At 57.3% G+C, this 12,389-nt stretch carries 13 protein-coding genes; 6 read left to right on the top strand and 7 right to left on the bottom strand.

Annotated features, from left to right (window positions below):
• Positions 1-636, top strand: a complete 636-nt coding sequence (locus QYH43_RS13530; protein WP_301157198.1) for a glutathione S-transferase family protein — start codon at positions 1-3, stop codon at positions 634-636.
• A gap of 123 nt (positions 637-759) precedes the next feature.
• On the opposite strand, the gene QYH43_RS13535 is transcribed toward QYH43_RS13530, so the two are convergent.
• Positions 760-2,079: a PAS domain-containing methyl-accepting chemotaxis protein gene (locus tag QYH43_RS13535; RefSeq protein ID WP_301157199.1), complete on the bottom strand. Its 1,320-nt coding sequence runs from the start codon at positions 2,077-2,079 to the stop codon at positions 760-762.
• Positions 2,080-2,836: 757 nt separating this feature from the next.
• Between QYH43_RS13535 and QYH43_RS13540 the strand changes: the two genes are divergently transcribed.
• Positions 2,837-3,247, top strand: coding sequence for a GNAT family N-acetyltransferase (locus QYH43_RS13540; RefSeq protein WP_301157200.1), 411 nt, complete (start codon positions 2,837-2,839; stop codon positions 3,245-3,247).
• A gap of 48 nt (positions 3,248-3,295) precedes the next feature.
• Here QYH43_RS13540 and def read toward each other — a convergent pair whose 3' ends face one another.
• The 3 genes from def to QYH43_RS13555 form a co-directional block, all read right to left on the bottom strand.
• Complete coding sequence (def, locus tag QYH43_RS13545; protein ID WP_095058794.1) at positions 3,296-3,835, bottom strand: peptide deformylase; 540 nt, start codon at positions 3,833-3,835, stop codon at positions 3,296-3,298.
• Positions 3,832-4,794, bottom strand: a complete 963-nt coding sequence (locus tag QYH43_RS13550) for a YihY/virulence factor BrkB family protein (protein ID WP_301157201.1) — start codon at positions 4,792-4,794, stop codon at positions 3,832-3,834. The genes def and QYH43_RS13550 overlap by 4 nt, the downstream gene beginning before the upstream one ends.
• Before the next feature lie 178 nt (positions 4,795-4,972).
• Entirely contained in the window at positions 4,973-5,164 is a 192-nt protein-coding gene (locus QYH43_RS13555) for a CsbD family protein (protein ID WP_301157202.1), read from the bottom strand.
• A gap of 198 nt (positions 5,165-5,362) precedes the next feature.
• Between QYH43_RS13555 and QYH43_RS13560 the strand changes: the two genes are divergently transcribed.
• Positions 5,363-5,740: a hypothetical protein gene (locus QYH43_RS13560; RefSeq protein ID WP_095058797.1), complete on the top strand. Its 378-nt coding sequence runs from the start codon at positions 5,363-5,365 to the stop codon at positions 5,738-5,740.
• A gap of 208 nt (positions 5,741-5,948) precedes the next feature.
• On the opposite strand, the gene fadD1 is transcribed toward QYH43_RS13560, so the two are convergent.
• Complete coding sequence (fadD1, locus tag QYH43_RS13565) at positions 5,949-7,649, bottom strand: long-chain-fatty-acid--CoA ligase FadD1 (protein ID WP_301157203.1); 1,701 nt, start codon at positions 7,647-7,649, stop codon at positions 5,949-5,951.
• A gap of 360 nt (positions 7,650-8,009) precedes the next feature.
• Positions 8,010-9,698, bottom strand: a complete 1,689-nt coding sequence (gene fadD2, locus QYH43_RS13570) for a long-chain-fatty-acid--CoA ligase FadD2 (protein WP_301157204.1) — start codon at positions 9,696-9,698, stop codon at positions 8,010-8,012.
• Positions 9,699-9,943: 245 nt separating this feature from the next.
• Between fadD2 and QYH43_RS13575 the strand changes: the two genes are divergently transcribed.
• Entirely contained in the window at positions 9,944-10,888 is a 945-nt protein-coding gene (locus QYH43_RS13575) for an alpha/beta hydrolase (protein ID WP_301157205.1), read from the top strand.
• Positions 10,889-10,929: 41 nt separating this feature from the next.
• Positions 10,930-11,400 (top strand): MaoC family dehydratase, encoded by a 471-nt coding sequence (locus QYH43_RS13580; RefSeq protein ID WP_007974451.1) that lies wholly within the window; start codon positions 10,930-10,932, stop codon positions 11,398-11,400.
• 72 nt (positions 11,401-11,472) lie between these two features.
• Here QYH43_RS13580 and QYH43_RS13585 read toward each other — a convergent pair whose 3' ends face one another.
• The gene (locus tag QYH43_RS13585; RefSeq protein WP_095058801.1) at positions 11,473-11,940 is read right to left on the bottom strand and encodes a PA2169 family four-helix-bundle protein; all 468 of its coding nucleotides are present in this window, start codon (positions 11,938-11,940) and stop codon (positions 11,473-11,475) included.
• 202 nt (positions 11,941-12,142) lie between these two features.
• Here QYH43_RS13585 and QYH43_RS13590 point away from each other — a divergent pair, with 202 nt between their 5' ends.
• A complete protein-coding gene (locus tag QYH43_RS13590; protein WP_003227425.1) occupies positions 12,143-12,379 on the top strand; it encodes a DUF3820 family protein in 237 nt (78 codons plus the stop codon).
• Positions 12,380-12,389 lie beyond the last annotated feature (10 nt).

The raw sequence follows: 12,389 nt of genomic DNA on the forward strand, positions 1-12,389 counted from the left end.
ATGGAACATGCACTGAAGATTCTCGGCAAAGCCTCGTCCATCAACGTCCGAAAAGTGCTGTGGACCTGTGAGGAACTGGGTATTGCCTACGAACGCGAGGACTGGGGCAGTGGTTTTGCATCCACCCACAGCCCCGAGTTCCTGCGCTTCAATCCCAACGCACAGGTGCCGGTGATCATCGATGAGGCTGGCGTGTTGTGGGAATCCAATACCATCTGCCGCTACCTGGCCGGCAAATACCAACACCAGCATGAGCTGCTGCCTGGCGAACCGGCGGCACGCGCCCGGGTTGAACAGTGGATGGACTGGCAAGCCATCGAGCTCAATGCGTCATGGAGTTACGCGTTCATGGCATTGGTGCGCAAAGACCCGGAATTCCAGGACGCGCATCGTACCGACGTCAGCGTGCGTGGCTGGAACCAGAAGATGGGAATCCTTGAACATCAACTCGCGACCACCAAGGCGTATGTGGACGGCCCACGATTCACCCTGGCGGATATTGTCATCGGTTTGTCGGTTAATCGCTGGCTGATGACGCCGATTGACCGCCCTGATTACCCGGCAGTCGATGAGTATTTCCAACGCCTGGCGCAGCGCCCCGGATTCCTCAAATACGGCTGCAACGGCTTGCCGTGAACGGAAACGAACCCCCTGTGGCGAGGGAGCTTGCTCCCGCTGGGCAGCGAAGTGGCCCCCAAAAAGGAACTGCTGCGCAGTTCAACGGGAGCAAGCTCCCTCGCCACAGGTTCAGCGTTGCGGCTAGTTCAGCTGCAACGTCGAGTTGAACTGGCTGATCGCATCCACCACATGGCGCGAGCCCTGCTGGATTTCCAGAATCACCTCCCCCGCCTCGTTCGCCAACTCCACACCGAGCCCGGTTCGACTCAAACTTGACTGCATGCTCGACACCGCACTCAACGACAAATCGTGGTTCTTGCGCACCACCTCGACAATTTCCAGCGTCGCCTGGCTGGTGCGCGCTGCGAGACTGCGCACTTCGTCGGCCACCACCGCAAACCCTCGCCCATGCTCCCCGGCGCGAGCCGCTTCGATGGCTGCGTTGAGTGCCAGCAAGTTGGTCTGATCGGCAATGCCGCGGATCGTCTGCACAATGGTGCCGATGATGTCGGACTGCTTGCTGACAGCGTCGATGCTCACCGCCGCTTCGTTCAAGTCCTTGGAAATGTCCTGGATGATCTGCACCGTTTGCTGCACCACCTCGGACCCTTTGCGCGCACAAACATCGTTTTGCACGGAGGTGCTGTGGGCCGATTCAGCGGCGGTTTGCAGGGTTGTCATCTGGTGAGTGATGTCGCTGGCAAACTTGACGACTTTGTACAGGCGGCCCTTCGCGTCGAACAACGGGTTGTAGGAGGCTTCGAGAAAGATCGTCTGACCTTGCTTGTTTTTGCGCTCGAAACGATGGGAGTGATATTCGCCGCGATTGAGCGAAGCCCAAAAATTCTTGTAACCCTGGGACTCGGCTTCAGCACGATGACAAAACAGACTGTGGTGTTGCCCCACCACTTCGTTGAGCGTGTACTGCATGGTTTTCAGGAAGTTTTCATTGGCGGTGATCACCCGGCCCTCAGGGGTAAACTCAATCACCGCCATCGAGCGTCCGATCGCTGCAAGCATGCTTTGGTTTTCATGTTCCTTGTTGACCCTGGCAGTGACCTCGGTCGCGACTTTGATCACGCTCCTGACCTGGCGATCGGGGCCCATCACCGGCATGTAACTGGCTTCGAGCCAGATTTCCCTGCCGGCCTTGTCCAACCGCAAAAACGTGCCACTCAGCGGCTCGCCACGCGCCAGATCACGCCACAACTTGGTGTAGGCGTCGCTGCGGTAATACTGTTCTTCACAAAAAATGCGGTGATGCTTGCCGCGCACTTCATCGGCGCTGTAACCCATGGCGCTGCAGAAATTCTCATTGGCCTCGATCACGAAGCCATCCGGGGTGAATTCAATCATCGCCATCGAACGACTGACCGCCGCCAACTTGGCATTGACCTCGGTCAGCGCACAACTGAATCGTTCGATTTCCAGCAGGTCAGCCTTGTGATGTAAGTTGAACATGGTCGTATCACCTTCGGCGCGTTCTTTTGATTAATGAAAGTTGCTGGTCTTTCACATCCACCACTACGTTCCACGGAACAGGCACACGCGTTCCTCCAATAAGAAGGATTTGTCAGGTGATAAATGATGATCAATCGGAGGGTCCCTATACCGGCACTCTCATCAAGACATCCTTCTCTTGATAGCCCGCACGCGGGCCAGCCCTAACAGACTCGTCAAGTAACTCCATTTAACGCAAGGCTCCTTTGGTCAAGTGTGGGTGCCTTGAATTGCGCACTCTGACCGCCAATATCGACCTGTCCAGCATGGTCGATATCGTTAGTTACACGTCAGCATAGCCAGCAGCGCCCCCCTTGCAAGGCCACTAATCGGCCATCATGAGGACAAAATCGGTTCAGCTTCCGCAGGGCTGTGAGAAAAATGTATTTCGATACCGACGGGCGGTAAAAAAAGACGCTTGATTCAGCGGTTTACAAGGGAAATCCTGCAGATTGTTTTCAGCGATTCGCTCCCACATTGCATGGGAGCGATCAGTCAACGCGGGCTCAATGACCGAACACGTCAACCTTCTTGGCTTTTTTATCAGCACGTTTTTCGATGGCGGTTTTCGCCGGTTTCTTTTTCGCCGCTTTCTTTGAATCCATACCTTTGGACATGACACGTACTCCACACACTGGGATGTGAGATCAGGTATACACCTATCCCCACGCGCATGTTCTTTTATAATCGCTCGTTTTGCGCACCGACAGTCGAAGACATGCCCAGCACTCAATACAGCCGACTCGACGAGCCGTTATGGCCGTTGATGAACAAGTTCTATCGCGCCCACCAGTCGTCAATGAAAGCCGTCCGTGACGCTCAGTTATGGGTGGCCCGGCGTGACGAAATCGTTGCCGTGCTGTGTCTGCGCCCGGTGTCCGGCGGGCATTGGCTGACGGGGCTGTTTGTCGATCCGGGCTGTCGCGAGCGAGGGATTGCGGCGGGACTGATCGAGGCGGCGGTGAAGGATTGCGAACTCCCGGTGTGGTTGTTCTGCCATCCGGATCTGCGGGGGTTTTATGAGCGTCGCGGCTTTACGTTCGATCCGCAGATGCCTTACGCGATGGTTGAGCGTTTGACGCGCTATGCGCGCAGCAAGCCGATGATTGCGATGGGATTGACCCCATAAACAATTGTGGGAGCGAACATGCTCGCTCCCGCAGGGTTTGGGGTGGTTTTATTCGTCCGCGTTGGGATCAAGATCCGGGAACATCACCTCGGTAAACCCGAACTTGCTGAAGTCCGTAATCCGCGAAGGGTACAGGCGGCCGATCAAGTGATCGCACTCATGCTGCACCACCCGCGCGTGGAACCCCGAGGCAATGCGCACGATGGGTTCGCCCTTGGGGTCGACACCTTCGTAGCGAATATGCTGGTAGCGCTGTACCTCGCCGCGCAGGCCGGGCACTGACAAACAACCTTCAAAGCCCTCCTCGAGCGTCGGGCTCAGCGGCGTGATCAACGGGTTGATCAGAATCGTCTGCGGCACTGCTTCGGCGTCCGGATAGCGTTCGCTGTGCTCGAACCCGAAAATCACCAATTGCAGGTCGACGCCAATCTGCGGTGCGGCGAGGCCGACTCCGCCGACACTTTCCATGGTCTGGAACATGTCGTCGATGAGTTGCCACAGCTCGGGGCTGTCGAACATCTCGGCGGGTACGGGCGGAGCAATGCGCAGCAGGCGCTCGTCGCCCATTTTCAGAATGTCACGAATCATGTTTGGGCTTCGTCAGTGGTCGGCTTGAGCGAGTGATCCCGGCCCAGCCCCGACACGTGGTGTTTTTCCTCATGGCCCGGACCGTGTTCGCCGGGGACCTTTTCGCCGGGGTCCTTGCCCTCTCGCGACATGTGCTCGATCACCGCATTCATTTCCGCGCCGAGCAACAGCACCGCGGCGGAAATGTAGAAGTACAGCAACAGCACGATGATCGCGCCGATACTGCCATACATGGCGTTGTAGTTGGCGAACTCCTTGACGTAGAAACCGAAGCCCAGCGACGCGATGATCCATACCACCACGGCCAGTACAGAGCCGGGCGTGATGAAACGAAACTCCTGTTTGACGTCAGGCATGACGTAGTAGATCAACGCCACTGCGACCATCAACAGGATCACGATCACCGGCCAGCGCGCGATGGTCCAGAGTGTGACGATGAAATATTCGAGGCCGACTTGCGATGCGATCCAGCTCATCACTTGAGGACCGAGCACCATCAGCGCGGCGGCGATCAGCAACATACCGGCGATGCCGACCGTGTAGATGATCGACAGCGGAAAACGCTTCCACGCAGGACGACCTTCCACCACGTCGTAGGCAGCGTTCATCGCGCTCATCATCAAGCGCACACCGGCTGAAGCGGTCCACAAGGCAATCACAATACCCACCGACAGCAAACCACCCTTGGACTGCTGAAGCTGGTCAATGACCGGGTTGACCTGTTCCAGGGCCTGGGGCGGCAGCACGAGTTCCGATTGCAGGCGCAGCCACGAAAAAAAATCAGGCAGGTGCAAAAAACCGATCAAGGCAATCAGAAACAGAATGAACGGAAACAGCGAAAACAGCATTTGATAGGCAAGCGCCGAGGCATAGGTCGACATTTCGTCGTCGACGAACTCGGTGACCGTGCGCACCATCACACGGTGCAGCGGCATGCCTTTCATGTCCGGGAAAATCATTAGCGTCTCCATTCGCCGCAATCAGATTCAGGTGTCAAGTCGTGGCGACTCAGGGGCCGTTTTGTTTCATCAAAGTAGCTTACTTGGCGGTTTTGAAACAATTTCCTTGATCAAGTTCAGCCTGACACAAAAAAGGCCATCCGCAGATGGCCGTTCCTTACCGTCATCCAAGGCCGAATCAGGCCTCGTCGACGCTTTTCTTGACCGCATCCTTGGCTTTGCCTATGGCTTGTTGTGCTTCGCCTTTCTTTTCCTGCACCACGCCTTCGGCGCGCATTTTGTCATTACCGGTGGCCTTGCCAACGCCTTGCTTGACGTTGCCCGCGGCTTCATTGGCCATGCCTTTCACTTTATCGCCTGTGCTGCTCATGGTATTTCTCCTGTGAACATCTGGATGGAAAAGTGGTTACACAAGGTTGACCGGGGGCGTTTGCGCGGAGTTTCATTTATTTTCACCGCGTCATTTCATCGCTCGATGCAGGTTGGGCTTTATGTTTGCCCGGCAACCCCCGAGAATGCGCAACACATTCAGGCCATGGCGCTGAAGATCCAATCCCGTAGGAATGTTATGAAACTCGATAAAAAGCAGGCCATTGCCCGCAGAAACCAGGAACTCGGCGGTGCAGTGCTTGGCGTCAACAACTGCCACTTCGCCGAACTGAACCGTAACCGCAACATCTGGTGGTTCGACCTCCCGGTCGCGCGCCTGGCGATTGGTCAGTACGAGTGGATTCACCTGCTGATGCACACACCGGACACCGACGAACTGCTGCACCTGAAAGTGCCGACCGTGTTCCTGCGCGAGAAACTTGAAGGCCTGGTGATACGCAACGAAGGCAAGCGCAAGGCGGCCCTGAGCCTGGAACTGAGCGCCGACAAGGACTCATACCTGCAGGACATGCGTCCGACAGGGACCAACGTCAACTTCGCGCCGTTCCGCTTGTAATACACAAAATCGTTGTGGCGAGGGGGCTTGCCCCCGTTCGGCGGCGCAGCCGTCGTAAATCAGATGAGTATGGTGTGTCAGGCGAATGGCAGCTGCTGGTTTTGGGGCCGCTTCGCAGCCCAGCGGGGGCAAGCCCCCTCGCCACAAAAGCACTTTGACCAGAAAGTCTGCGCCAACAAAAAGCCCCGCATTTGCGGGGCTTTTTGTATTACGCGGTGGCTTTCTTCGCGTTGATCTTTTTCAGCTCTTCATCGCGCAATTCACGACGCAGGATCTTGCCGACGTTGGTGGTCGGCAGTGCATCGCGGAACTCCACGGCGCGCGGGACCTTGTAGCCGGTGACGTTGGCGCGCATGTGCTCCATCACCTGTTCCTTGGTCAGGGTCACGCCCGGTTTGGCAACGATGAAAATCTTGATCGCCTCGCCCGACTTCTCGTCCGGTATGCCGATGGCTGCGCATTGCAGCACGCCCGGCAGAACGGCGAGTACGTCTTCCAGCTCGTTCGGGTACACGTTGAAACCGGAGACCAGGATCATGTCTTTCTTGCGATCGACAATGCGCAGGTAACCATCGGCCTGAATCAGCGCGATATCGCCGGTTTTCAGCCAGCCTTCGCTGTCGAGCATTTCATCGGTGGCGTCCTGGCGCTGCCAGTAACCTTTCATGACTTGCGGGCCCTTCACGCACAGCTCGCCGATCTCACCCATTGGCTGTTCAACGCCCGCATCGTCGATGACTTTGCACAGGGTCGACGGCACCGGAATGCCGATGGTGCCGATCTGAATGTTCTGGATCGGGTTGACCGTCGCGACCGGGCTGGTTTCGGTCATGCCGTAACCTTCGCAGATGGCGCAACCGGTGACCGCTTTCCAGCGTTCGGCCGCGGCCAGTTGCAGGGCCATGCCGCCGGACAACGTGACTTTCAGCGCCGAGAAATCCAGCTTGCGGAAGCCTTCGTTGTTACACAGGGCCACGAACAGCGTGTTCAGCCCGACGAAACCGCTGAACTTCCACTTCGACAGTTCCTTGACCATCGCCGGCAGGTCGCGCGGGTTGCTGATCAGGATGTTGTGGTTGCCGATCAGCATCATCGCCATGCAATGAAAGGTGAACGCATAGATGTGGTACAGCGGCAGCGGCGTGATCAGGATCTCGCAACCTTCATTCAGGTTGGAACCCATCAGTGCCTTGCATTGCAGCATGTTGGCGACGAGGTTGCGGTGGGTCAGCATCGCGCCCTTGGCTACGCCCGTGGTGCCGCCGGTGTATTGCAGCACCGCGACATCACCGCTGGCCGGGCTGGCTTCCGCGACCGGTTGGCCCATGCCTTTGCTCAGCACATCGTTGAACTTGACGGCTTTGGGCAGGTGATACGCCGGGACCATCTTCTTCACGTATTTGATGACGCTGTTGATCAGCAGGCGCTTGAGCGGCGGCAGCAGGTCGGCGACTTCGGTGATGATGACGTGCTTGACGCCCGTCTTCGGCACGACCGTTTCAGCCAGGTGCGCCATGTTGGCCAGGCAGACCAACGCTTTGGCACCGGAGTCATTGAACTGGTGTTCCATTTCCCGCGCGGTGTACAGCGGGTTGGTATTGACCACGATCATGCCGGCGCGGATGGCACCGAAGACGGCAACCGGGTACTGCAACACGTTGGGCAGTTGCACCGCGATTCGATCGCCGGGCTGCAAGTCGGTATGCTGTTGCAGGTAAGCGGCAAAGGCACCGGACAATTCGTACAGTTCACCGTAGGTGATTGTCTTGCCCAGGTTGCTGAATGCCGGCTTATTGGCGAAGCGTTGGCAGGATTGCTTCAACACTGCCTGAATATTCGGGTACTCGTCTGGATTGATGTCGCAAGCAATCCCAGCTGGGTACTTATCCTTCCAAAAGTCTTCGTTCATGGAAGCCCACTCCTCAGCAACGCGAATTCAGCACCGCATTTGATGCGATTATTATTGGTGTTTGGTCATTGGTGAATCTGGCTGACAGAAGGCCGAGAAGTCACAAAGCGCGCCGAGAGTAGCAGCTTTGCCAAGGGTCGCCTAGAGCCAAAAGCGGCCTCTACAGTCACAATTGTGACTCAAGAATAACAAGCAGTCATTTTAGAGCAAAAAACCTATAAAGCCCTGAAAGCCACGAAAACCGGGGCTTTAACGTCCGACCAAAAGCATCGCGGGCAAGCCCGCTCCCACAGGATCTACATAGATCCTTGTGGGAGCGTGGCTTGCCCGCGATCCGCGCGACGCGCGGCCATTCACCCATCAAGCGATATCACGCAACTCCCGCCGCAGAATCTTGCCCACCGGCGTCATCGGCAACGACTCACGCAACACAATGTGCTTGGGTACCTTGTACGCCGTGAAGTTCTCCTTGCAGTAGGCCTTCAGCTCTTCAAGGCTGACACCCGCTTCGCGAGCCACCACAAACAGCTTCACCGCCTCTCCCGACCGTTCGTCTGGCACGCCGATGACTGCGCAGTTAGCGACATTCGGGTGAGCCATCACCACGTCTTCGATTTCGTTCGGGTACACGTTGAAACCAGAGACGATGATCATGTCTTTCTTGCGATCGACGATGCGCACGAAACCGTCCGGATCGATCACCGCAATGTCGCCGGACTTGAACCAGCCCTCGGCGTCCAGCACCTCGGCGGTGGCCTCGGGTTTCTGCCAGTAGCCCTTCATGATCTGCGGACCTTTGATGCACAGTTCGCCGCGCTCGCCCAAGGGCTGTTCGATACCGTCATCACTGATCACTTTCAACGTGGTGCCCGGCACCGGCAGGCCGACTGTACCGATCCGCGACTGGTCGCCGTAAGGGTTGGTGCAGGCCACCGGCGAGGTTTCGGTCAGGCCGTAGCCTTCGGTGATGCGGCAGCCGGTCATCTGCTCCCAGCGTTCGGCGGTCGCCTTGACCAGCGCGGTGCCACCGGAGTTGGTGAGCTTGAGCGTCGAGAAGTCCAGGGTCTTGAAGTCCGGGTGATCCATCAGCGCGACGAACAGCGTGTTAAGCCCCAGCAGTGCCGAGAACCGCCAGTTCTTCAGCTCTTTGATGAAGCCACCGATGTCCCGTGGATTGGTGATCAGCACGTTGTGATTGCCCGACACCATCATGCACATGCAATTCGCCGTAAATGCATAGATGTGGTACAGCGGCAGTGGTGCAATCATCACCTCCTGCCCTTCGCGCAACAGCGGTTGACCGTCGTTGCCGAACTGCTCCAGGCATGCGCGCACCTGCTGCATGTTGGCGACCAGGTTGCCATGGGTCAGCATCGCGCCCTTGGCCAGACCGGTGGTGCCGCCGGTGTATTGCAGCACGGCGATATCATCGAGGCCGACGGTCAGCGGCTTGATGCCCAGGCCTCGGCCCAGCGCCAACGCGCTCTTGAAGGAAACGGCCTGGGGCAAGGCATACTCCGGGACCATTTTCTTGACCTTGCTGACCAGGGTGTTGACCAGCCAGCCCTTGGCGGCAGGCATCAGGTCGCCCATCTTCGCTTCGATCAGGTACTGGATATCGGTGTCGGGAAGTACTTCCTGGACCTTCTGGCCGAACATGTTCAAGTACACCAGCGCCCGGGCACCCGAGTCCTTGAACTGATGACGCATCTCCCGCGCGGTGTACAGCGGGTTGGTGTTGACCACGATCAGCCCGGCGCGCAAGGCACCGAATACAGCGATCGGATAATGCAGGACGTTGGGCATCTGCACTGCGATGCGATCCCCGGCGACCAGATCGGTGTGCGATTGCAGGTAAGCGGCAAAAGCGGCGCTATGGCGTTCCAGTTCGGCGTAGGTCAGGGTCACGCCCATGTTGCTGAAGGCCGGGCGATCAGCAAATTTCTTGCAGGAACGCTCGAACACCTCGATCACCGATTTGTAAGCCCCAACGTCAATATCCAGGGGTACGCCGGCCGGGCGTTTGTCATTCCAGAAATCAGGTTGCATTGTTCTTGTCCTCTTTACCTGAGCCTATCCGAGGCCACTTTTCTGTCATTTCAAAAACAAACTACGAAAAGCGGAGCTTCACGGACACTAGCAGCAATGGCGATTCAGGCAAATATGCCCACAACCGTCATTGATCGTGTGAATCTTCGTGCAGTGGCGTGGCCTGATCAGACGCCCGACGCAGGATGCGCTATAAAATGCAACGAGCTGTTTCCGATCCGGCAGCCCCATGCAAAGGAACCGCAATGATCCACGATACGTTCTGGTTGACCACGAGCGACCACAGCCGCCTCTTCGTTAACCAGTGGCTGCCAGACGGCAGTCTCAAGGCAGTGATTCTGCTGGCCCACGGCATGGCCGAACACAGTGGTCGTTATGCGGATCTGGCGGAAAAACTCACTGAAAACGGCTACGGCGTCTGTGCGCCGGACTTGCGCGGACATGGCAAAACTGCCGAAAACGGGACCCTTGGCCATTTCGCCGACGACGACGGCTGGTGCAAAGTCGTCAGCGACCTGGCGAGCCTCAACCAGCACATCGGCCAGGAGCATCCCGGCGTGCCGATCGTATTGCTCGGTCACAGCATGGGCAGTTACATCGCCCAGGCTTATCTAATGCACCACAGCGCCAGTCTGCACGGGGCGATTCTCAGCGGTTCTAACTTCCAGCCCGTGACGCTTTATCGCGCGGCGCGGCAGATCGCCCGTCTGGAAAGGCTGCGCCAAGGGCCGAAGGGACGCAGCGCACTGATCGAATGGCTGTCGTTCGGCTCGTTCAACCAAAAATTCAAACCGGCGCGCACTCGGTTCGACTGGCTCAGCCGCGATCCGGCGCAGGTCGATCGGTATGCCAATGATCCGCTGTGTGGCTTTCGCTGCACCAATCAACTGTGGATCGATTTGCTCGGTGGGTTGCAGCAAATCAGCAAAGCGTCCAATCTCGCGCAGATCGATCCGGGCCTGCCGCTGCTGGTGATTGGCGGTGAATGTGATCCGGTGAGCGAAGGCAAGCGTCTGACTGATCTGGCCAACGCCCTGCGCGCGGCCGGCAACCAGCACCTGCAACTGACCATTTACCCGCAGGCGCGGCACGAACTGTTCAACGAGAGCAACCGCGATGAAGTCATCGCCGATGTGCTGAACTGGATCGCACAGGTCTTGAGCAGCCCCCGGCCGCCCAGGGCCGAATAGCTTTTTGTGTATTTTCTAATTCGTCACAGGAATTGAGACAGATGACCCAGGTTACCAACACGCCATACGAAGCCCTTGAAGTCGGCCAGACCGCCAGCTTCAGCAAGACTGTCGAGGAGCGCGACATTCAGTTGTTCGCCGCGATGTCGGGCGATCACAACCCGGTGCACCTGGATGCCGAGTACGCCGCCAGCACCATGTTCAAGGAACGCATCGCCCACGGCATGTTCAGCGGCGCGTTGATCAGTGCAGCGGTTGCGTGCGAGTTGCCTGGGCCGGGGACCATCTACATCGGCCAGCAAATGAGTTTTCAGAAGCCGGTGAAGATTGGCGACACCCTGACGGTGCGTCTGGAAATCCTCGAAAAACTGCCGAAATTCCGCGTGCGCATTGCCACCCGTGTATTCAACCAGCGCGATGAGCTGGTGGTGGATGGCGAGGCGGAGATTCTGGCGCCACGCAAGCAACAGAGCGTGACGTTGACCGAGCTGCCCGCCATCAGCATTGGTTGATCGCTAAAAAGATCGCGCCTGCGATCTTTTGATCTAGAAAAACGCCAGCCCTGCTGGCGTTTTTAATACGCGTTACGAACGGGCACGGGCCTGGTTACGCAGGGCTTTTACCTGATCGTGGTTGCGCTGCACACCATGGTACTGACGCTCAACCAGGTCACGAATACCAATCAGGTTGTTCTTGTTGATTTTCTCCATGGCATCCCGGTATGCCTTCAATGCATGGTCCTCACCACGCTCGGCTTCATTCAGCACAGCCTCCTCGTCCTTGCCGGTGAACATCGACTTCACATCGACCCAACGACGATGCAGATCGCCGGCGACACTGCTGGAGGTTTCCGGGTCGCCGCCCAGCGAACGAACGGCGGCCTGCAGTTCGGCCGCGGCCGTGGCGCAGTCGGAGGAGCGTTGAACAAACAGGGATTTGAGTTCAGGGTGTTTGATGTCTTCAGCGCAAGTCTTGAACCCTTTCTGACCGTCCTTGCTGGTTTCAATCAGGTCGTTGAGTACAGAAATGGCTTCTTTATTCATGTCGGTCATTTTTCAATTCCTTGCCGTGATGGAAGATGCAATGAACAGTGCACCCTGCATGCCAGCCTGAAACTGTTTATTTAATCGTTATATTTCAAATACTTATCAATAACCTAAAAATCTGTATCCGTTTTTTTTGCATGATCTGTCAATTGGCCTGCATGCAGAATGCCTGTATTTTCTCCACTGACTGAATCAAGACGACTGATCGATGAACCCTGAAAAGCTTGAACTGCTGATCACCCGCGAAATGCCCTTCGGCAAGTACAAGGGACGAATCATTGCCGACCTGCCCGGCCCTTACCTGAATTGGTTCGCCCGGGAAGGTTTCCCCCATGGCGAGCTCGGCGGTCTGCTGGCCCTGATGCAGGAAATCGATCACAACGGCTTGTCGGATTTGCTCGAGCCGTTGCGCGCCAAACACGGCAAACCAGCCCCGCGTCACTGACTCACCCGGC

The organism is Pseudomonas sp. C32, assembly GCF_030417915.1.
Classification (GTDB): Bacteria; Pseudomonadota; Gammaproteobacteria; order Pseudomonadales; family Pseudomonadaceae; genus Aquipseudomonas.